The sequence below is a fragment of the Amycolatopsis sp. NPDC039088 genome (assembly GCF_055598845.1).
This window is the reverse complement of sequence record NZ_JBVKAE010000012.1, coordinates 204,988-227,119: the sequence shown is the minus strand read 5'-3', so window position 1 is coordinate 227,119 and position 22,132 is coordinate 204,988. Positions and strand designations below refer to the sequence as shown.

Sequence of the window (22,132 nt, the reverse complement as noted above, 5' to 3'; positions counted from 1 at the left end):
TCAAGAGGACTGAACGCGTGAGGCGAGGAACTCCTCGAACGTGCCCACTCCGGTCGCGTTCTCCGGCGTCAGGTTGCCGCCCGCCCGAAAGGCCCGGAACGCCTTGCCCGGCAGCCACACCGGCACGATCGGCTTCCGCCGTCCCGTCGCCCGCTGGTAAGCCTCCGCCAGGTCGCGCGCGGTCCGTACCTCGGGACCGCCCATATCCGGGACCCGGCCCACGGGCGCACCGGAGGCCAACGCGACCAGCCGGTCCGCGACATCGCCGGTGCTGACCGGCTGAAACCGGAACCCGGACGGCATGAACGTCACCGGCAGCCGACGCTGCACCGCCGACGCCCTGGCGACGAGATCGTGGAACTGCGTCGCCCGCAGCACCGTCCACGGCAGACCGGACTCCTCGATCACCTTCTCCGAAGCCAGCTTCTCGTCGTAGTAGAAGAACCTGATCACGTCGACACCGACGATCGAGATGTACACCAGATGCGGGCTCCCGGCCCGCCGCGCCGCCTCGGTCAGGTTCCTGGTCACCCGTTCGTCCCCGCGCCCCGCTGTCGACGCGCAATGGATGATCACCGAGACACCGTCGACCGCCTCGGCCAGGCCGTCACCGGTCCGCAGATCACACCGCGCCCATTCATGGGGCACCTCCGCCGGACGCGGCCGACGGCTCATGACCCGAACCGGCAGGCCGGCGGCCAGCAGCCGCCGCACTACCTCGCGGCCCAGATCGCCGGTACCGCCGGTCACCAGAATCGGTTTCGCCACCTTGGTCCTCCGTTCACGAGAGCTTCCACCCTCAAGAACCGGCGAGCCATCCGGAACGTGACAGCTGCCGCGCGAGGAAGGCGAGTTTGTCCGGATTCGCGACCGACCGCAGCCCGGCGATCCGGCCGTCCACCACCTCGAACCCGAGAACGCCGTACAGGTCGCCCCCGGCCGTCGCGATCACCGCGGGAGCGCCGTTGACCTCGCCGATCCCGATCGACACGCCCTCGATCCCGGCGAACATGCCGGCGTACAGGCGCGCGACCTTCGCCGCACCCCGCACCGGACGCCGGGCCGCGGTGATCTTGCCCCCGCCGTCCGACCATGCCGTGACCTCGGCGGTGAGCAGCTGCTCCAACCTCGTCAGGTCACCGTCTCTGGCCGCGGACAGGAAACTTTCGACGAGCTTTTCGACCTCACGCGGGTTCGGTACCCGTCGCTCGTCCGATCGGTTCAGCGCTCGCCGCGCCCGGCTGTGCAACTGCCGCGAGTTGACCTCGGACACGTCCAGGATCGCGGCGATCTCGCGATGGCTGTAGGCGAAGGCCTCCTTCAGCACGAACACCGCCCGCTCGACCGGGCTGAGCTGTTCCAGCAGCACCAGCATCGCCACCGACACGGACTCCCGCTGCTCCGCCGTCTCCAGCGGACCGAGGGCGTCATCCGAGGTCAGCACCGGTTCGGGCAACCACGGCCCGACATACCGTTCGCGTTGTGCCCTGGCCGAGGTCAGCCGGTTCAGACAGAGGTTGGTGACCACCTTCGCCAGCCATGCCCGCGGCGACCCGATCGACTCATGCTCGGCGGCCGCCCACCGCAGGTAGGCGTCCTGGACGGCGTCTTCCGCCTCCGCCGCCGAACCGAGAAGGCGGTACGCGAGGCCGAACAGCTGAGGACGCAGTCGCTCGAACCGCAGCGTCCCGTCGAGCGCGAAATCGTCGATCTTCAAGCCGCGCTCGCCCCAATCCCTGTCGGACACGATCTCCCGCTACGAATCCAGTCGAGTCCATTGTGGACGCTCTTGCGCCGATGTCCCGTTCACCGGGATGGTCCATACCTGATCGGCGCTGACGTCCACTGTGACTGTATCGGTACGAATGGAGCGTCCACGTCACCACCAAGAGAGGGGTCTGGAGTGACGTCACGTTCGTCGCGTTCGCGTGCTTCGATGTGCGCCGCGACCGTCATCACAGTGTTAGCGCTGATCACAGCGCCCGAAGCCGGCGCGGCACCGGCACCGGGCGCCGTCCAGTTCACCCCGGACAGATCCGGAAAGGACGTCGATGTCCGCGACACGGCGAGAACCAGCCCGCGGGTACTCGGCGCGCAGGCACAGCTCTCGGCGTCGCGGGCGAACACCGTCGCGAAAGCACGTGCGGAACTGGGGAACCAGGCCCTGCTCGACTTCGACGAGCTGACCGGCACCCCACGCGCCCTCGCCCGCACCGACGGCTTCCTCACCGGACCGAGCGGGAAATCGCCCCGCGACATCGTCCTGGACTATCTGCGCGCACAGGAAGGACTCGTCGGCCTCAGCGCCGCCGACACCGCGAAACTGACCCTGCGCAAGGACTACGTCGACGTCGAAGGCACCCACCACCTCTCCTTCACCCAGACCGTCGGCGGGATCCCCGTGTTCGGCAACGGGTTGAAAGCGCACGTCACCAAGGACGGCAGGCTCATCCAGCTGGACGGCTCGCCCGTGCGCGACCTCCCCGCCTCACTCGGCGCGGCCACGTTCGCCGCACCCGGACCGGATGCCAAGCAGGTCGCGTTCCTCACCGGCGACGGCATCCGTCCCGCCTGGTACACACTGGCCAAACCCGCCGCCGACAAGATGTTCCAGGAAGTGACCGACGCCGGCACCGGCAAGCTGCTCTACCGCAAGAACCTCGTGAACCACGCCAACGACACCGCCGACGCTGCCGGCGCCAAAGGCCTCGCCTGGGAAGTCCAGCCGGGCCCGCAGAAGCAGGTCGACCTGACCCACAAGGGCTGGCTGCCCGCCGACGCCAAAACCCTGGACGGCAACGTCGCGCACGTCGCCGCCGACGTCAACGGCGACCTGAAGTTCCAGCCACAGGAAGAGATCGGACCGAACACCGACGGCAGCTACCGCTACCGGTTCACCGACTTCAACGCCGTCGTCGGACCGCCGTGCTCGGTGAGCAGGCCGTGTTCGTGGGATCCGAAGACCCCGGGTTCGTGGGCGAAGAACCGCGAACAGAACGCCGTACAGGCACTGGCCTACGTCGGGAGCTTCCACGACCACCTCGCTTCCTTCCCGATCGGCTTCACCCGTGAGGCGGGCAACTTCGAGAAGGTCGACGGCGACGCCGTACAGGTCCACACCCTGCTCGGCGCCCAGGAACCGGGCTACTACGACAACGCGTTCATGGGCACCCCGCCCGACGGGCAGGCCCCGACCATGGGGATGTTCCTCTTCCACGACCCCAGCGACCCCGCGGACCCGTTCCTCGCGGCGAACTCCGCCGACGACGCCACGATCATCCACCACGAATACACCCACGGCCTGTCCAACCGGCTCGTGGTCGACGCGCAGGGCAACTCCACGCTGAACACCCTGCAATCCGCCGCGATGGGCGAGGCCTGGAGCGACTGGTACGCCTTCGACTACCTCGCCGGCCGCAACGCGGTCAAGGACACCCCCGCGCCCGGTGAACTCCTCGGCGGCGACTACGTCAGCAACGGCAAACCCCTCGCCCGCACCCAGCCGCTGGACTGCCCGGTGGGCGCCGGCGCGCCGCAGTGCCCCGGCACTCCCGGAGCCGGTCCCGGCGGTTACACCTACGGCGACCTCGGCCGGATCATCGGGTTCCCGGAGGTGCACGCCGACGGCGAGATCTGGGCGAGCACGCTGTGGGACGTCCGCTCGGTGCTCGGTGTGCCGCTGACGAGGGCGCTGGTCACGCGCGCGATGGAGCTGTCGCCCGCGTCGCCGTCCTTCCTGGACATGCGGAACTCGATCCTGCAGGCCGACACGGTGATCAACGGCGGCCGCGCGCACGCCAAGCTGTGGAAGGCGTTCGCCGCCCGCGGCATGGGCTACTTCGCCGCGTCGATCACCGGTGCCGACACCGCACCGGCGGAGGACTTCTCCACGCCGCCGCCGGCGGGCACCCCCACCGGGACCGTGACCGGCAAGGTCACCAACCGTGACGACGGCACCCCGATCGCGGGCGTCGCCGTCCGGTTCGGCGGCCACGACTCCGGTTTCGGCGGCTCGCTGTCCGCGGTCACCGACGCCAAGGGCACCTACACCATTCCCTCGGTGCTCCCGGGCACCTATCCGAAGGTCTACGCCGACGGCGGCGGCGCGGACAGTGAGGTCCGCGCGGTCTCGGTCCGCTCCGGTACCACCACCGTCGACTGGGCGCTGCGGCTCAACTGGGCCTCCAGCGGCGCGGGTGCCGGCGTCACCGCGTTCAACGGCGAGGACTTCACCCAGTACGGCTGCGGGCCGGGCGACCTGCTGAAGTCCTCCGTGCTCGGCGGTGGCGGCTGGTCGACCGACAAGGTGGCCGGCCCGGACGGCACGATCGAGAAGCGGTTCGTCACGATCAAACTGGCCAAACCGGTCACCGTGAGCGCCATCGAGATCGACCCGGCCAACACCTGCGGCGACGACCCGCCCGCCGCGGCCAAGGACGTCACCGTCGAAACCTCGGTGGACGGAACGACCTGGGTGAAGGCGGGCACCGGCGACTTCAAGCCGTCGGATCTCGGCAAGCTCACCGCACTCCAGCTCGCGCCGGGCAGCGCGACCGGTGTGCTGTTCGTGCGGCTGACCGTCTCGTCCAACCAGCTCTCGTTCTACCCGGACAAGGTCTGCTCGCCGCAGCCCACCACGGCCGGCTGCCTGTACATGGACGTACAGCGGCTGGCGGTGCGGGGCGGCTCCGCCTGACCTGATGACCTGATGACGCGGTCTCGTGGGTGGGCATGACGGTTCTCACCGTCATGCCCACCCACGAGAGCCGTAAGCGTAAGATCGCGATATCGGGGTAGAAACGTGCTCTCCGTGGAGCACGCGCACACGCGGTATCGCATGAACCGTCACTCCTTCCTTGCGAAGGAGTGTTCTGTGCGTCCCCACGTTCAAAGCCGGTCCCTCATCGAAGGGTGGCCCGCTCTCGCCGGGCTCTCGGCCGTGTTCCTGTTCGAGATGCTCGACAACTCGAGCCTCAATCTCGCGCTGCCGACCATCGGCCGCGAGCTCTCCGCCTCGACGACCACCCTGCAATGGGTGACCGGGGCGTATTCCGTCGTGTTCGGCGGGCTCATGCTCGCGTTCGGCGCGCTGGCCGACCGGGTGGGCAGGCGCAAGGTCATGCTCATCGGCCTCGTGCTGCTCGGCGTGGCCAGCCTGGCGACGGTGGTCGTCACCGCCGCGTGGCAGCTCATCGCCGTCCGGGCCGTCATGGGCGTCGCCGCGGCGATGACGACGCCCGGCTCACTCGCCCTCGCCTTCCGCCTGTTCGACGAAGACGTGCTTCGCGTCCGCGCGACCACACTGATCTCGACGGTGGGCTTGGTCGGCCTCGCCATCGGCCCCATCCTCGGCGGGCTCGTGCTCGCCGTCGCGCCGTGGCAGGCACTGCTGCTGGTGAACGTGCCGGTCGCCGCGTTCGCGTTCCTCGGCATCCGCGCCGGTATCCCCGCCGACGATCCCGCCGGCCTGCACCGCGATCCGATCGACGTCGCGGGCGCCGCCCTGGGAACCGTGACCATCGTCCTCGCGCTCGTCGCACCCACGCTCTTCGTCGAAGCAGGCGCCGCCTCGGCCCTGCCCTGGATCGCCACCGCGGCCGCGCTCCTCGCCGGAACCTGCTTCGTCCTCCGCGAGAAGACGGCCCGGCATCCGCTGCTCGACCTCGAACTCCTCGCCCGCCCCCTGGTGTCCAGTGGCCTGGCACTCAAAGGCGCCGCCGCGCTGGCCACCGCCGGACTCGGCTACCTGGTGACGCTGCATCTTCAGCTCGGGCTGGGCTGGGCGCCCGCTCAAGCGGCCATCGGGATGCTGCCGCAGGTCGTCGTCCTGATCGCCGGCGGTGCGCTCATCGGCCCCTTGATCACCCGCGTCGGCCTCACCAAGGCCGCCTGGCTCAGCGCCACCGCGGTCGTGTGCGGACTCGCCGTCTACACCGCGTTCAGCGGGCTCGGCTACCTCTGGATCGCCCTCGCGCTCGTCCTGGTCGCGGCAGGTATGCGCGTGGTCGGTGTCGTGGCGGGCACCAACGTGATGCGCGGCCTGCCGTCGGACCGGACCACCATCGGCGCCGCGCTCGCCGACACCGCCGGCGAGGTCACCACCGGAATCGGCATCGCGCTGAGCGGCACCATCCTGGCGCTGGTCTTCCCCGGCGCGCTGACCGCCGCCCGGGATTCGGCCGACTTCCTGAGGGCGACCACCTGCGCGGGTCTCGCCCTGACCCTGCTGTCCGCGGCTCTTGTCGGCTTCGGCATCGTCCGCGGCCGGCGCACCGAATAGCCGTGAAGGCCCTCTTGAGCGACGCGGACGCGGGGTTTTCACGCGATGATCTGAGGGTGATCGATGATTCCAGAGCGCGGCCCTCGTCATTACCTCCGTCTGTATCCCGGCCGCCCTTGCCGCGGTGGATAGTGCCGTTGGGCGCCGTGATCGTGCTGTCGGCTGCGGGAGTGGCGGGATGGCTGTTGTGGCGATGGGTCGACGCTTTGGCTCTGGTCGACCCAGAGAAGAAAGCCGCAGCGCAGCTGGACGTGGTGAAGATCGCCGCGTCGGTCGTGGTGGCCGGCGGCGGTTTGTTCGCCCTGTATCTCGCAGTGCGACGGCAGCGGACCCAGGAGTTGGAGCTGGAAGCCCGCCATGAGGAACTGCGCCATCGGCAGGCTGAACTCGATCAGCGCGACCGCGTCCAGGCTCATACCGTGCAGGTCGCGGAAGATACTCGTGTGCACGCCGTGCAGGTCGCACGGAACACAGAGCTGGATGCCTCCGCTCGTCGTGTGACCGAGCTGTACAGCACTTCGGTCGGGCAGTTGGGCTCGGATCATGCCGCCGTACGGCTGGGTGGGATGTACGCCCTCGCTCGTTTGGCCGACGAGAACTCCGAGCACCAGCAAACCGTGGTCAACGTGCTCTGTGCCTACCTGCGTATGCCCCATGCCGCGCTCCCGCGCGAACCCGCCGTCCGGCGGATCGGTGGGCTCCGCGCGCCACTTCGGCCGAATCGAGGCCGTCCCGCGACGAACTCGCCGGCGTCACCCGTGGTCGGCCAGGCACTTGCGCAAGAGCGCGAGGTGCGGCTCACCGCCCAGCGTCTGCTCGCCACCCATCTGGTATCTCACTATATGAGTGACGGCCAACTTCATCCCGCGAAGACCTTCTGGCCCCACATTGACCTGGACCTTTCCGGTGCCACCCTTATCGATTTCACGCTCAACGGTTGCACCGTTCGAACGCTTCTAGCCGAGAATGCCAAATTTATCGGAACAACCAGCTTCGCCGGAACGGCTTTTCGGGGATTCGCCGTGTTTACGGAGGCGGTTTTTGCTGGGGCTGTTCACTTCGACGGAACGTCTTTCGCGGGTCCTGTCGAGTTTAAAAAGACGAGGTTCTCTCGGTCTGACCGTACCGGGCTCAGTCGAGATCCGAAAAGTGTCGCGGTTGCAAGCTTTGAGAAGGCGACGTTTCAAGGACCAGTATCCTTCGACTATGCAGACTTTCCTGGGATTGCCCGCTTTAGGGGAACGACATTCGCGAATACCGCAAACTTTTTTGAAACTAGCTTCACAACGGTGGCAGGTTTTGATGAATGCACTTTTTCGGCTGCGCGATTCATGCGGGTCAACGCTTCCGGCGCATACTTATCGTTCAAGAGAGCGAAGTTCGAAGGTTTCGGTTCTTTCGCGGAGGCTACGTTGGAATCCGTGGTTGATTTCGAGGAAGCGCGGTTTATGGATGTGATCTTGTTCGACAGAGTGGCCTTCGGCAAGGATGTCCGATTTTCCAACGCTTTGGTCGAAACCTCGGTCTCTCCTGGGTATTCAAGGTTCATTGAGCGTGCCGAGCGGCTTCAGTCTGCGCCGCCGTCCTTCGGCCCGCCGGGATGGCATCTCTCGGATGAGCAGGTCACCGTCGATGACTTGACTTGGCATCGTTTCGAACGGGACGAACCCAACCGCGAGGACCAGGCATCTCCGGCGGACCCGTTGGGCTGACCGAAGTCCGTGAAGGCCTCCTTCCCTACCTTGAGCGTCAGGGTTGCGGCAAAGTCGCAGAGTTGCTGGTCGGCTGCACCTCTATAGCGGGACAAGACGAACGTGTCGTGGTGGACACGGCGGGAGCGGGCCCACACAAGGGGCCTCACCCGGGTCCGGACTGTCCATAAGGGACACTGTTCGAGACAAAAATGCCCGATTTGGGCATCTTGCATGGTTTCGCGTGGCTGGATGGATGGCGCGTGTGATCAGACGGAGGACACGTGTGACTGGATGGATGACACGGCGGAAGCGGCAGGTTTCGTCGGGTGTTCTCCGTTCACTCACGCGTACCCTCCGTCGGATCACGCGTATCGCCCGATGGCAGGTACCTAAGACACAAGGGGCCCTCACCCGAACCGCCACTCACACCATTCCCCCGAAACCGCACCTGGAGCCCCGCGGCATCCAAAATCAAGCCTGCCCTACCTCGGCTCACCCTTGATCAACGGAAGATCAGGGACATTGAGTGTCCCCGATCTTCCGTTGATCAAGCTCTACCTCGACTTTGCCGGAACCCTACTCTCAAGGTAGGGAAGGAGGCCTTCACGGACCGCCGCTGACAAAAGCAGGTGCCTTCACGGACCTACCGGAGGACTACAGCTTCGCGCACTGCCCGGCGGCCGGGCCGCGGACGGTGTTCTGCAGGTCGTAGTCCGTCGGAGCGGGGGAGTTGGCCGCGCACGCCAGAGGTCCGCCGATCGTGCTCGAGGTCAGCACCGGCCCCTTGTTGCCCGTCAACGCCACCGGCCCGCCGATCTCGGTCAGTTCGATCGACACCGGTCCGGTCGCCCCGGTGATCGCCACCGGACCGTTCACCTTCGTCCGGTCGAGCACGATCCTCGCCGCACCGTTCGCGGTCAGCGGCCCGGAGATCGTCCCGCCACGGACGATCAGGCTCGCGCCCGGCGCCACCGACACCGGACCCGACACCGTCGCACCGTCCACACAGGTCACCCCGTTCTGCACGGTCAGCGGGCCCTTGCGCTCGCCCGTGATCGTCTGCGTGCACGCCGCGTCGGGCTTGCCCAGCACCTCGAACTCCGACAGCGACGCCTCCCCGCCCGTGGTCGCGGTGACCTCGAGCCGGTAGTAGGCGAAATGCGCCGGATTCGCGATCTTGAACGCCTTCGTCTGCTGCCGCCACGCGAACTTCTGCTCGGTCCGCTGATCCGCGACCGCCCACGTCTTCCCGTCGTAGGAACCCTTCAGCACCCAGCTCTTCGCGTCGCCCGCGCCCTTCCCGGACGTCAGCGTGTAGTAGGAACCCGCCTCCTTCGTCGAAGGCACCTGGTACTGGATCGGCGCCGTGACCTTCGCCTCGGTCCGCGACGTGTTGTCGAAGAACGCCGCGTCCGCGCCGGAGACCGGCTTGGTCAGGTCGTGCATCGGCGTCGGCACCGCGTCCCCCTTGGTGATCGACTTCGGCGCGTCGTCCTGGCCGGTGCCCCACGACGACGGGTTCGGGCCCATGTCGAAGTCGAGTGTCCCGCCATTGGCGATCGCCGCATGCGCCAGCGACGTCGAGGTCTGCGCCTTGCCGTTCACTTTCAGACCCTGCACGTAGACGTTCTTCGCACTGTTCTTCGGCGCGTTGACCACGATCTTCTTGCCACCAGGCAGGTTCACGGTCGCCTTGGTGAACAGCGGCGAACCGATCGCGTAGTCCGCACTGCCGACCTGCAACGGGTAGAAGCCCAGCATGCCGAACAGCCACCACGCAGACTGCTCACCGTTGTCCTCGTCACCGCCGTAGCCCTGGCCCAGCTCACTGCCGACGTACAACCGCGACAGCGCCTCGCGGACCTTCGCCTGCGTCTTCGACGGCTGACCCGCGTAGTCGTACATGTAGAGCGTGTGGTGCGCGGCCTGGTTCGAGTGCGCGTACATGCCCATCCGCACGTCCCGCGCCTCGGTCATCTCGTGGATGACCCCGGGGTAGGTGCCGAACTTGAGCCCCTGCTCGGGTTTGGCGAAGAACTCATCCAATTTGGACGCCAGCCCCGCCTTGCCGCCGTAGAGGTTCGCCAGGCCCTGACCGTCCTGCGGAACGGAGAACCGCATGCCGTACGCGTTGGTCTCGGTGTAGTCGATCCCCCAGACCTCCGGGTCGAACTGCTCCTTGCTCCGGGTGAACTTGCCCGCCGCGTCCCGGCCCTGGAAGAAACCGACACTCGGGTCGAACACGTTCACGTACTGCGTGGCCCGCTCGGTGAAGTACCCGTAGTTGTCCAGGTACTCCTGCTTACGCGGATCGTCCGCCGGAGCCTCGTCGTAGAGCTTCTTCGACATGTTCGCGATGGCGTTGTCGTTGACGTAGCCCTCGATCGCCCACGAGAAACCGTGGTCCGCGGTGTTCGGCGCGTAGCCGAGGAAGGTGCCCTCGTCGATGCCCTTGCGGCCGACAGCGCCGTTGGGCGGGGTCACCGTCGCGTTCTTGATCGCCGAGTCGTAGGCCGACTGGACGTCGAATCCCTTGACCCCCTTGAGATAGGCGTCGGCGAACGCGGCGTCCGAACTGGTTCCGGTCATCAGATCCGCGTAACCGGGGGAGGACCAGCGCGAGATCCAGCCGCCGTCACGGTACTGCTGCACGAAACCGTCGACCAGTTTCCCGGTGGTGTCCGGGCTGAGCAGCGAGTACGCCGACCACACCGTGCGATAGGTGTCCCAGAACCCGTTGTTGACGAAGAACTCGCCGTCGGCCAGTTTCGCGCCGGTCTGGGTCGGGGTGTCCTGCCCGGTCTTCGGTGACACCGGGCTCGCGTACTTCTTCACCGGCTTCTCGACCGTGCCGACGTTCTCGAAGCCCGAGTTCGGGTACAGGAAGAGCCGATACAGGTTGGAATACAGCGTGATCAGCTGATCCTTCGACGCGCCCTCGACCTCGATGACCTTGAGCTTCTCGTCCCACGCCTGCTGCGCGGTGTCGGCGACCGATTCGAGCGTCGCGTTCGGGGCGAGCTCCTGCTCCATGTTCTTCTTCGCCTGATCGACGCTGATCAGCGAGGTCGCGATCCGCATGTTCACCGTCTTGTCGGCGCCCGCGTCGAACTTGAGGTAGCCGAGGACGTTGTCCCGCTTCTGGTCACCGGAACCGGTCGACAGCTTCGAACCGGCGGTCACCGGCTTGTCGAAGGTGGCGTAGACGAACATCCGGGTCGCACCGGCCGACAGCCCGCTCTTGACGTCGCTGTATCCGGTGATGGCCCGGCCCGCGGGGTCGAGGGTGAGCCCGCCGTTGTTGTTGACGTTGTCGAAGATCAGGTTCGAGTCCACGCCAGGGAACTTGAAGCGGTACAGCGCCGCGTGATCGGTCGGCGCGACCTCGGTCTTGATCCCGTTCTCGAAGTCGACGCCGTAGTAATGCGCCCGCGCCGTCTCGTTCGAGTGCTTGAACGGCAGTTTCCGCGCTTCACGGTCGGGATTCGGCACACCCGCCGCGGTCGAGGGCAGGAACTGGAAGGTCTGCCGGTCGGCCATCCACGGGCTCGGCGCGTGGCTCGCGGAGAACGCCTGCAGCGCCGGGAGGTTCTGCTCGTTGTTGCGCGAGTGGTAGGAGTACATCCAGCTCAACGTGCCCGCGTCGGTCGTCGGGATCCAGAAGTTGAACCCGTGCGGCACCGCGGTCGCGGGCATGTTGTTGCCCCGTGAGAACGACCCGTTCGACAGCGAACCGCGCGTGGTGAGCACGTTGTCGGACGGGCGCAGGCTCGCCGGCGGCGTCGGTGTCGCCGAGACCTTGATGTCGTCCAGCCAGCCCTGCAGCGAACCCGGGCCGTCGGCGTTGTCGTAGCCGACCAGGATCCGGTCGACCGTCTTGCCCTTCGCGACCACGCCGATCTGCGAGCGCACCAGGTTCCACTGGTTGGTGTAGAGCACCTTGCTCGCACCCTGCCCCTGCGGCGAAAGCCCGAAACCGTACTGGTCGACCGCGCCGAGCTGGCTCAGGTAGGTGCCGTCGGTGAACGCCAGGTCCACCGCGACGTTCGTGCTCGGGTACTTCAGGTCGCCGCGGATGAACTCCGGCTGCACCTTGTACGACAGCTCCGAGGTCGCGGCCACCGGGATGTCGACGTCGAAGATCTTGTTGTACGACCAGCCGTGCCCCTGCGCCTTGTGGCTGCCGGAGTAGCGGAACGCGCGCAGGCCGGTGAACCCGACCCGGTTCTTGCTGGTGTAGCCGCTGCCCGGGCCGCTGTCGGCGAAGCTGCGCATGTTCGGCAGCGCCGGCGGCGCCGGATCCTCGTTGGCCAGCAGCAGCTCCGAGAGCTGCAGGATCGGGCCGCCGTTGTTCTTGGTGACCTCGAGCCGGAAGTACTTGTACGCGGCGCTCGCGGCCGTGAGGCGGTACTCCTTCGTCTGGAACGGCTCGCTGAACTTCTGCCCCGTCTGCTTGTCCAGGTCCGTCCAGGTCTGGCCATCGGCGGAACCCTGCAGCGTCCAGTCCTGCGGGTTGCGGTTGTCGAAGTCGTTGGCCGAGGACAGCGCGTACCGCGTGATCGACGTCGGCTCGGACAGCGTGACCTTCGCCCAGCCGGTCGGCGTCCAGGCCAGCCATTTGGTGTCGGTCGAGCCGTCCACCAGGTTCGACACCCCCTCGTTCGGGGTGTTCTCGCTGTTGGCGGAGGTCTCGGTGACCTTGCCACGGACGTCACCGGGGATGGTGGTGGCATTCGCGCCGTCGACGCCGAACGCCTTCGGCTTGCCCGACGGGTCGATGTCGACGGTGTCGCTCCACGTCGGCTCCGGTTCGCCCGGCTCGAACGAGGAGTAGAAGTCCGCTGGGAGGTCTTCGGCCGCGGCGGTGGCGGGCAGGGCTACCAGCCCGGACGCCACGACCGTGGCACTCAGAAGGCTGCAGACCCAAGGTCTGACGCTTCGGGGCATCGTTGCACCAATGCTTTCTCGCGGGGGCATGCGGGGCGCCGCACAGGCGGGGGACCGGTGGCGCCAAGAGAGAAAAGCTCGCGTGTGACATCGATGTCAAGACACCCGGACAAACCTGACCCGAACTGGACAACCTCCGATGTCGGCGAAACCCGGTGGACAACCCGCCGAGGCCCGGCCAGTGTGAAGGACACAACTGAAGCCGATCCGGGAAACTTGGGGTGGGACATGCGGCGGTTGTCCATGCTCGGCGTGGCAGCGCTCATCACGGCAGGCTCGATCTTCACGGCTCCGGCGGCCACCGCCGGTGAAACGACTTTCCGCCCGGTCCGCACCTGCGGCGATCTGGTGCGGACCTACGACGTTCCCGGCGCGGTCACCCACGTGGAGACCGCGACCGTGGTGCCCGCGACGGCGACCGAACCGGAGAACTGCGACGTCCGCGGCTACGTCGAACCGGCGGTGCGGTTCCAGCTACGGTTGCCGACCAAGACCTACGCGGGACGCTACCTGCAGTTCGGCTGCGGCGGATTCTGCGGCATGGTCAACACCCCGCCGTTCGCCGACTGCGGCCTCCCGCACGGTGGCGACGTCGCGGTCGCCGCCACCGACGACGGTCACGTCGGCAAGACCCCTTCGGTGGTCGACGACGGCAAATGGGCCGAGAACGACCAGGCCGCTCGCGACGACTTCGCCTTCCGGGCACCGCATGTGGTGTCGAAGGCGTCCAAGCGACTCATCGCGGCGTTCTACGGCGCCCCGCCGAAGAAGTCCTACTTCAGCGGCTGTTCCGACGGCGGACGGGAAGCGCTTCTGCTGGCACAGCGCTATCCGCACGACTTCGACGGCATCATCGCCGGCGCACCGGCCGGATACTGGGGCCCGCTCCTCGGCGTCTACCAGACGTGGCTGGCCAAGGTGAACACCGGCGCCGACGGCAAACCGGTCCTGACCGCCGACAAACTCCCGGCGCTGCACGCGGCCGCACTGTCCTCGTGCGACAAGTCCGACGGACTCGGTGACGGCGCCATCGACGACCCGCGGACCTGCCGCTTCGACCCGGCCACCATCGCCTGCCCGCCGGGCACCGACAACGCCGGCTGTCTCACCGCGGCGCAGGTCGAGGCCACCAAGAAGATCTACGCGCCGCCGACCGACGAACGCGGCCGCAAGCTGTACCCCGGCGGCCAGACCGTCGGCTCCGAACTCTCCTGGTACGGCTGGATCATCCCTTCGCCGGAAACCGGCGGCGTCCCCTTCGCACAGGCACTCGCCGACAACTACCTGAAGTACATGGCCTACCCGATCGGGACACCGCATTCGTCGGTCGAGAAGTTCGCCTTCACCGCCCGCGAATTCGACCGGCTGACCCCGGAAGGCGTCCGCTCCAACGCGATGTCGACCGACCTCGGCGAGTTCCGGCGCTCCGGCGGGAAACTCGTGATCTGGCACGGCTGGGCGGACCAGGCGATCCCCGCGGCCGGGAGCGTCGACTACTACCAGCGGCTCGCCCGCGCCAACGGCGGCCTCGTCGCGACGCAGAACTGGGCGCGCCTGTTCATGGTGCCCGGCCTCTACCACTGCGCGCTCGGCGACAAGCTCACCGAGTACGACCCGCTGAAGGAACTGGTCTCCTGGGTCGAACGCGGCACGGCACCGGACCGGACCATCGCCACCGGCCGCGACGCCGACGGCAAGGTCTTCCGCACCCGGCCGGTGTTCCCGTACCCGCTGCAGGCCAAATACGACGGCACCGGAAGCGTCGACGACGCCGCGAACTTCGTGCCCGTCCCGCCCTCGCGGCCTTCGCAGGACATCGTGAACTGGGCTGGGAACGATCTCTACGGGAAAGCGGGTCCGGTCGCTCCTTGACGCGGTTCTCGACCGCGATGAAGGGGCCCTACGAGAGGACGCCGTCCAACAGCCGCACCCGCCGGTCCGCGATCCGGTGCACGTCGTCGTCGTGCGTCGCCACGATGACCGCGGCACCCTCCTCGGCACAGCGCCGCAGCAACCGCAGCACCCGCGGCGTGCTCCCGGCGTCCAGGTGCGCCGTCGGTTCGTCGGTCAGCAGGACCCGCGGCCGCCCGCTGACCGCCCTGGCGAGCGCGACCCGCTGCTGCTGCCCGAACGAGACTTCCAGCGGATAGCGGTCGCCGAGTTCGCCGATCCCGAGTTCCTCGAGCAGTTCCGAAACCCGCGCGTGGATGTCCTTCGCGCTGGGTTTGGGAATGTCGGACCGGAGCCGCAAGGGCAGCGCCACGTTCTCCGCGATCGTCAGTTCGTTCGCGAGGCCGAGTGCCTGGGGCAGGACGGCGCAGGTGTGCCATGGCGGCGCGCCCGCTATCGGGACGCCGTCCAGCGAGACGCTGCCGGAATCGGGTGAGTCGAAGCCGCACAACAACGCCAGCAGCGCGCTCTTGCCGGAACCGGACCGGCCGGAGACGGTGACCAGTTCGCCCGCGGCCACACTCAGTTCGAGCCCGCGCAGGACTTCGACGTCCCCGCTGGGATGGGGGAACCGGCGGCGCAACCCGACGGCCTCGATGGCGGGTTCCACCGTCACGGCATGACCTCCGGTTCTTCGACTCCCTGAAGGGTGCCCTTGTGCATCCGCGCGACCCGGCTGCCGAGTGCGATGAGCCGGTCGTCGTGCGAGGCGACGATGACGGCGAAATCCTGATCCGCCAGGTATTTCAGCGTGTCGAGCACCAGGTCCGCCGATCCCTCGTCCAGCTGGGACGTCGGTTCGTCGGCGAGGACGACGGTTGAGCGCCGTGCCAGTGTGCAGCCGAACGCGAGCCGCTGCTGCTGCCCGCCCGACAGCGCCGAGATCCGCCAGCCGCCGGTGCCGCCCAGCCCCAGCTGTTCGAGGATGTCGTCCGGCAGGCATTCCGTTCCGGCCGACTCCGCCGCCGCGCGGAGATTGTCGGCGACGCTCAGATACGCGAGCAGGTTGTCGGTCGGGTTCTGGAACACCAGGCCGAGGTGATTTCTCCGCAGGGCGCGCCGGTCGCGGTGCCGCAGCTTGCCGGTTTCGGTTCCCTGGAAGGAGATCGTGCCCCGCGCGGGCTGTTCGAACAGGCCGAGCGTCCGCAGCAGGGTCGACTTGCCGGAACCGGACGGCCCGGCCAGCACGGTGATCCCGCGCGCGGGGATGTCGATGGTGACGTCGTCGACACCGGTGACGGTGCCCGCCGGCGTCGGGTAGTCGACGCCGATGCCGCTCAGCCGGAAGATCGGTTTCTCAGGCACGGATCAACTCCGCGGTCCGGGCGGTGCGCACCGAGCGCATCGCGATCCAGCCCGCCAGCGCCACGACGAGCACACCGACGGCCAGCACGGTCAGTGCGAACGGGGTCGGGTTGGGCAGCGCCGACCTCGGCGCGAGGAACGTCGCCGGATCGAAGCGTGGCACCGAAAGACCGGCGACCGAGATCCCGCAGGCGACACCGATGACCACGGCGAGCCCGCTCAGCGCACCCAGTTCCATCAGATGACTCGCCAGCAGGGCGCGCGGCCGCATGCCCATCCGCAGGACCAGCGCCCCGGCCAGTGCGTTCTGGCGTCTGCGGACCTCGACCGCGACCAGCAGCGACAGCACCGCCACCACCCCGAGCACGGCGCCGAGCAACGCCATGAACGAGAACGTCCACGACACGACGTAGAACGGGAGCGCGTCGAGTGCCGATTCGCGGGTGATGCGGTTGGGCTGCGTGAGACCGGCCGCGGTCAGCGCCTCGGTCAGCTTCGCCACCGGCGAGGCGGACAACAGGCTCCACTTCGGCACCGCGGTCAGTTGCGCCGGGCTGAGCGATTCCCGCGAGATCACATATCCGGCCTTGGTGCCGATGATCGGGAACATCGGCAGCTCGCCGACCGTCCTGGCGTCGCCGAGCCCGGCGGGCAACGCCGCTTTCTGCACGGCGTCGTCACCGATCCGGATCGCCGGGACGCCCGCGCCCGGTGTCGACAGCCGACCCAGGAGGGTGTCGACCTCGTCGGCGGAGAGTGGGCCGAGCGCCGCACCCTGCCGGAAGGTCCGCGGATCCACGACCAGGACCACACTGCCCGTGCCGGTCAGCTCGCCGACCACCGTGCTGCTGCCGCTGATCTCCGACGGCAGCGGTGTCTTGCCGGTGCCGACGACGCTTTCGGTGTCCACCCGGGTTTCGGCGCCGACGAAGATCGCCGACTTGGTGTGCAGCGCCTCCTCCTGGCCGCGGGCGATCCCGATCCCGGTCGCCAGCGTGCCGATGGCCAGCGTGCCGATCACGAGCACACCGGTGACCGGGGCGCGGGCACTGGCGAGCCGCCGGATCGCCAGTTGCAGCGCCGGCCGCGACCACAGCCGCGCGCGATGCGAGGCGTGCAGCGCGAGCCAGGCCAGGCGGGCGGCGAGCAGGCCGACGGTGAGCACGACGAACACCGGGTAGGTGAGCGCGAGCGGGTCGACCTGGGGGAGCGGGTTGCCGACCCGGGACCCCTTCCCGTAGTCGACGAGCCGGTTCCAGCCCAGCAGCGCGACCCCGGCGGTGAGCAGTTCCCACGGGAAGACCACCAGGAGCTTCACGCCCTTGCGGCGTCCGGACCGGATCCGGCCCAGTTCGAACTCCCGATGCGTACGGACGGCGATCACGCCTGCCAGCAGCGCGAGCGACGCGAGCAGGATCGCCGCCGCGACAAGGGAACCGACCAGCTGCGCTCCGCCGTCCGGTTCGCCCGGTGGCCCGTAAACGCCGAGGAGCAGCCGCGCGAGTACCGCCCCCGCCACCCCTCCGACGAGGATCGGCAGCCCGAGTTCGGCGACCGCGAGCAGGCCCAGCGCCGCCGGTCCGCTGCCACGGGCCGAGAGCAGCCTGAGCTGCGCGTGCCGTCGCTGGTGCCACTGCAGTGCGACCGTGCCGATCCCGGCGCAGCCGACCAGGACACTGATCGCCGCCAGCGGCAGGATCGAGACGAGGACGTTCGACTCGGCCTGGTTGCCGATCACCACCGACCGCTCGAACGGCAGCGACCCGACGATCGCGTCACCGAGACCGCGGGCACCCAGATCCGCCCGCACGTCCGCGATCAGCGCCTTGGACCGTTCGAGCAGGTCTTCGGCATCGCTGATCGTCTTCGGCGGCGCCTCGTAGAACGACAGGTAGAGGGTCTTGATCACCGGCAGGCCCACCGTGCGGACCGCGTCGTCGAAGGTCTTGGCGTCGGTGGCGAACATGACCGAGTCGATCGGGTCGTTGGCCAGCCGGTCCACCACGGCGTTCCGTTGCTGTGAACACCACCAGCGGGGTGCCGGGTCGAGCAGGTCGCGGTACAGCCCGGTCACCGGCGGCAGCGCGGCACCTCGGTACTTCGGTGTGGTGCCGACGCCGATCTTTTCCGCACCGGCGACGACGGTGCCGAGCCACAGACCCGCGTCGCGCGACCCGCCTGCCAGATCCAGCTGGTCCAAACCGGCCTGATCCCGATAACCCAGCGTGACCTTGTAGTTCGAATCACCATTGAATTCCGTGCCGCGGACCACGTCCGTATATCGCGAAGTGACCGGGGCGCCGAAACCGTGAGCGGGAGCGTGACGCTGGACGGCGGAGATCACCTCAGGGGCGTCGCCGACGGGGACGTTTCCCTTGCTGAAGACCGGGCCGTAGCTGTCCGGGCAGGCGATCCCGGACTGGTACGTGACGGCCGCGCTGCCCGCGGCGGAGGCCTGCAGCACCGCGGCGGTACCCAGGAAACACGCGAGCAGGGCGGTCACCGCCGCGATGATCAACGTCAGGGGACTGGTCAATGCCGCCCGTGGAGCCGCTCGCCACGGCATCGTCACTCTGGGCCCGCCGGGAGCCCCCCACCTCACCCGCATGGTTAGGCACGCTACCGGTCACGGAGGCCGGGCAACAGAAAGAAATCACCCTTTGTTGCGGGCGTGAAGTAAATCCTTGGGCCATTGCGGTGATATGGGTAAAGGACTATTGACTGTCTGTCACCAATCGGTCGATCGAGGTCTCCGCGCCGAGCGCGACTTCGGCGGAGAATGCGTTTTCTCCGAGGGCTGTGAGGAGGACGCCGGTGATCCTGTCGACGTCTCCGCGTTCGCCCTTCGCCAGGGGAGCACCCGCCGATTCCCGGGAGACCGCGGCGGCGCCCAAGAGCCGTGCCGCCCGGTGGTATTCGCCCGCGGCGGCCTCCGCCCCGGCAAGCCCTTCCAAACCGAGCGCGATCGCGCGCGGATCCTCGCTGTGCCGGGCGATCGCCAGCCCGTCCAGCTGGAGCCGCTTCGCCCGCACCGCGTCACCGCGCTGCTCGGCGATGAACCCGAGTTCGGCCAGGACCAGCGTGCTGCCCGCTTCGGACTCGACCCGGCGATGCCAGTCCAGAATGGACAGCAGCCGCCGCTCGGCCTCGTCGAACAGCCCCTGACGTCGCGCGCCGAGCGCGAGCCCTGTCTCGGCATAGACCTCTGCGGGCTTGAAGCTGTGCTCGACGGCCAAAGCCCTGGCCCGCTCGTGGAACTCCTTCCCACCCTCGAAATCGCCGGTGAGCAGCGCCGTCCGGCCGAGCCACGACAGCTTGTAGGCGACCTCCGGCCACAACTCCAATTCCTCCGCGCGGCGAAGGCTTTCCCGGTGGACACGGGCGGCGTGGTCGTAGTCCCCGGCGATCGCGGCGAGCATGCCGATGACGAACGACGCCTGCAGCCAGCCCCAGCGTTCGCCAAGGTCGTCGAAGATCCCGGTGCTCTGCGCGGCGATCCGGCCTCCGCCGGTGAGGTCGCCGCCGGCGATCAGGTGGCTCGCCCTGTCGCTCAGCGCGGCCGCGGCACTCCAGTCGTCACCGACCTCTCGGGCCGTTTCCAGCGCGCCGAGCGTGAGCTTCTCCGCCCGGCACAGATCACCGACCGTGGACCAGGCATAGCCGAGGAACCACAGTGTCCGGGCCCGCGCTACGGGATCGACGATGCCCCACACCGCTTCCTCCGCCGCGCCCTCGGTGCAGGTGCCGTCGAGAATCGCGATGCCGGCGCACCAGCCCAGCGCCTGCGCGCGTTCGTCACCGGTCTCGATGTCCGTGCCGAGCACCAGGTTCAGGGACCGCCGGGCCTCCGTCAGCCGTCCCCGGAGGAACCAGAACCACGTCATCGCGTTCACCAGCCGCAGCGCGAGCCGGTGTTCGCCTTGCCGCAGCAGGGTTTCCAGCGCGCGCCGGGTGTTGGCGCCCTCGGCGTCGAGCCTGTCGAGCCAGCGCCGCTGTTCCTTGCCTCGCAATCCTGCGTCGCCACGCTCGGCCAGCTCGACGTGGAAACGGGCGTGGCGCAAGGACAGATCGTCGAGCTCGCCCGCCTCCTTGGCGTGTTCCAAGGCGTAGGCCGAGACCGACTCCAGCAACCGGTACCGCGGTTCGCCGCGCCTGCCCGGCCTGCTGACCACCAACGATCGGTCGACGAGCCGGGACAGCAGGTCCAGTACGTCACCGGAGGCGATGTCACCGTCAGCACAGACGGACTCGGCGGCATCGAGACCGCAGCCTTCGGCGTGGACGGCGAGCCTGCGCAGCACGATCTGCTCGGGCTCGCTCAGCAGGCTCCAGCTCCAGTCGATCATCGCGCGCAGCGTCTGCTGACGGCGCGGCCCGCCCCGCCTGCCCGAGGACAGCAGACCGAACCGGTCGTCGAGGCGGGCGAGGAGTTCGTGCACGCCGAGGGTCCGGACCCGGGTGGCGGCGAGTTCCAAGGCCAGCGGGATCCCGTCCAGCGTGCGGCAGATCCGGGCGACCACCGAGGCGTTCTCCGCGTCGAGCGCGAACCCCGGCGCGGCCGCCGCGGCACGGGCGGCGAACAGCCGGACGGCACTCGATTCCCGGACCGCGGCGAAATCGGCCTGCTCGGGCAGATCGAGCGGAGGAACCGCCCACACGGTTTCGCCAGAGAGCCCCAGGGGTTCCTGGCTGGTGGCGAGCACGCGGAGGCGGGGCGCCGCCGCCAGCAGCCGCTCCACCAGCGCCGCGACCGGCTCGACGACCTGCTCGCAGTTGTCCAGGACGAGCAGGATCTCCTTCTCGCGCAAGGCATCGGCCAGCGACCGCGTGAGGGTTTTCGCCGAGGTGGCTTCCTCGCGGAGATCCAGCACAGCTGTCAGCACGACGGCGACGAGGTCTTCCGGCGGGCACGTCGGGCACTCGACGTTGTCCAGACCGGCCAGCTCGACCAGCCAGACACCGTCGGCCATCGTGAGCGTCGACGCGGCCTCGACGGCGAGCCGGGTCTTCCCGACCCCTCCCGGCCCGGTGAGGGTGACCAGCCGCGTGTCGGTGACCAGCGCGCCGACCTCCTTGACCGCCGTCGTCCGGCCGATCAGCTCGGTCAGCGGCTCCGGCAGGTTCCCGCGCACCGGCTCGGCGGCCCGGACGTCTTCGAGATCCGGGCTCCGGGTGAGGATCGCCTGGTGCAGGGCCGCGAGCTCCGGCCCTGGCTCGAGACCGGACTCGTCACGTAAGCGGGCGCGCAGTTCTGCGTAGGTCTCGAGCGCCTCACTGTGCCGCCCGGCGGCGTACAGCGCGCGCATCAGCAGGCCGCGCAGACGTTCACGGAGCGGATGCCGTGCGACAAGACCGGTCAGTTCCCCGGTGAGGACGCCGTGTTCGCCGAGCGCGAGCCTGGCTTCGGCTCGATCCTCTTCGGCGAGCAGCCGTTCCTCCTCCAGCCGCCGCGCCGCGGCCACCGCGAACGGTTCGTCCTCGAACCCGGCGTACGCGGGCCCTCGCCACAAGGCCAGCGCGTCCGCCAGCAGCGCGGCACGGGCGCGAGGATCGACGGTGTCGCGGGCGCGGGCGGTGAGGACGCGGAACCGGTGGACATCCAGGTCGCCGTCCTCAAGGGCGAGGACGTATCCGGCGGGTTGGTGGGTGACGAGTTCGCGGGCGCCCGGCTCGGCTCGTTCGAGGGTGCGGCGCAGCTGGGAGACCTTGGTCTGCAAGGTGTTGCCTGGGTTGCCAGGCGGATGCTCGCCCCACAGATCGTCGGTCAGCGACGAGACCGACGCCGCCCGGCCGCCGCGGCTCAGCAGCGCGGCGAGCAACAGGCGGACCTTGGCCTCGGGCACGACGACGGGCTCGCCCGCGGTCGTCCACACGGCGAGTGGTCCCAGCACTCCGAAACGCACGAAACCGACGTTAGCGCGGACCACCGACAAGTCCGTGCGAGGCCGTGCGTGAA

11 protein-coding genes are annotated in these 22,132 nt (G+C 68.5%); 4 read left to right on the top strand and 7 right to left on the bottom strand.

Annotation, left to right across the window (positions count from 1 at the left end; all coding sequences use genetic code 11):
- Positions 1–768 carry an SDR family oxidoreductase gene (locus tag ACZ7KI_RS18200; protein WP_470274274.1) on the bottom strand — a complete coding sequence of 256 codons (768 nt, stop codon included), beginning with the start codon at positions 766–768 and terminating at the stop codon, positions 1–3.
- 31 nt (positions 769–799) lie between these two features.
- On the bottom strand, positions 800–1,711 hold the full coding sequence (locus ACZ7KI_RS18195; protein WP_470274294.1) for an RNA polymerase sigma-70 factor: 912 nt from the start codon (positions 1,709–1,711) through the stop codon (positions 800–802).
- Positions 1,712–1,960: 249 nt separating this feature from the next.
- Here ACZ7KI_RS18195 and ACZ7KI_RS18190 point away from each other — a divergent pair, with 249 nt between their 5' ends.
- The 3 genes from ACZ7KI_RS18190 (at position 1,961) to ACZ7KI_RS18180 (ending at position 7,992) form a co-directional block, all read left to right on the top strand.
- Positions 1,961–4,696, top strand: a complete 2,736-nt coding sequence (locus ACZ7KI_RS18190) for a M36 family metallopeptidase (RefSeq protein ID WP_470274273.1) — start codon at positions 1,961–1,963, stop codon at positions 4,694–4,696.
- Positions 4,697–4,873: 177 nt separating this feature from the next.
- The gene (locus ACZ7KI_RS18185; protein WP_470274272.1) at positions 4,874–6,280 is read left to right on the top strand and encodes an MFS transporter; all 1,407 of its coding nucleotides are present in this window, start codon (positions 4,874–4,876) and stop codon (positions 6,278–6,280) included.
- A gap of 146 nt (positions 6,281–6,426) precedes the next feature.
- Positions 6,427–7,992 (top strand): pentapeptide repeat-containing protein, encoded by a 1,566-nt coding sequence (locus tag ACZ7KI_RS18180; protein WP_470274293.1) that lies wholly within the window; start codon positions 6,427–6,429, stop codon positions 7,990–7,992.
- 636 nt (positions 7,993–8,628) lie between these two features.
- Here the strand turns inward: ACZ7KI_RS18180 and ACZ7KI_RS18175 are convergent.
- A complete protein-coding gene (locus ACZ7KI_RS18175) occupies positions 8,629–12,921 on the bottom strand; it encodes a GH92 family glycosyl hydrolase (protein ID WP_470274271.1) in 4,293 nt (1,430 codons plus the stop codon).
- Positions 12,922–13,149: 228 nt separating this feature from the next.
- Between ACZ7KI_RS18175 and ACZ7KI_RS18170 the strand changes: the two genes are divergently transcribed.
- Positions 13,150–14,793: a tannase/feruloyl esterase family alpha/beta hydrolase gene (locus tag ACZ7KI_RS18170; RefSeq protein WP_470274270.1), complete on the top strand. Its 1,644-nt coding sequence runs from the start codon at positions 13,150–13,152 to the stop codon at positions 14,791–14,793.
- A gap of 28 nt (positions 14,794–14,821) precedes the next feature.
- On the opposite strand, the gene ACZ7KI_RS18165 is transcribed toward ACZ7KI_RS18170, so the two are convergent.
- The 4 genes from ACZ7KI_RS18165 to ACZ7KI_RS18150 form a co-directional block, all read right to left on the bottom strand.
- Positions 14,822–15,487: an ABC transporter ATP-binding protein gene (locus ACZ7KI_RS18165; RefSeq protein WP_465506852.1), complete on the bottom strand. Its 666-nt coding sequence runs from the start codon at positions 15,485–15,487 to the stop codon at positions 14,822–14,824.
- Complete coding sequence (locus tag ACZ7KI_RS18160) at positions 15,484–16,176, bottom strand: ABC transporter ATP-binding protein (protein ID WP_470274269.1); 693 nt, start codon at positions 16,174–16,176, stop codon at positions 15,484–15,486. The genes ACZ7KI_RS18165 and ACZ7KI_RS18160 overlap by 4 nt, the downstream gene beginning before the upstream one ends.
- Entirely contained in the window at positions 16,169–18,742 is a 2,574-nt protein-coding gene (locus ACZ7KI_RS18155) for an ABC transporter permease (RefSeq protein WP_470274292.1), read from the bottom strand. Before ACZ7KI_RS18155 ends, ACZ7KI_RS18160 begins: the two co-directional genes overlap by 8 nt.
- Before the next feature lie 148 nt (positions 18,743–18,890).
- Complete coding sequence (locus tag ACZ7KI_RS18150) at positions 18,891–22,079, bottom strand: AfsR/SARP family transcriptional regulator (RefSeq protein ID WP_470274268.1); 3,189 nt, start codon at positions 22,077–22,079, stop codon at positions 18,891–18,893.
- Positions 22,080–22,132 lie beyond the last annotated feature (53 nt).

Bases quoted from the DNA above. Each gene is read 5' to 3' on its own strand.
- ACZ7KI_RS18175 (WP_470274271.1), bottom strand. From the start codon at position 12,921: ATGCCCCGAAGCGTCAGACCTTGGGTCTGCAGCCTTCTGAGTGCCACG.
- ACZ7KI_RS18170 (WP_470274270.1), top strand. From the start codon at position 13,150: ATGCGGCGGTTGTCCATGCTCGGCGTGGCAGCGCTCATCACGGCAGGC.
- ACZ7KI_RS18155 (WP_470274292.1), bottom strand. From the start codon at position 18,742: ATGCCGTGGCGAGCGGCTCCACGGGCGGCATTGACCAGTCCCCTGACG.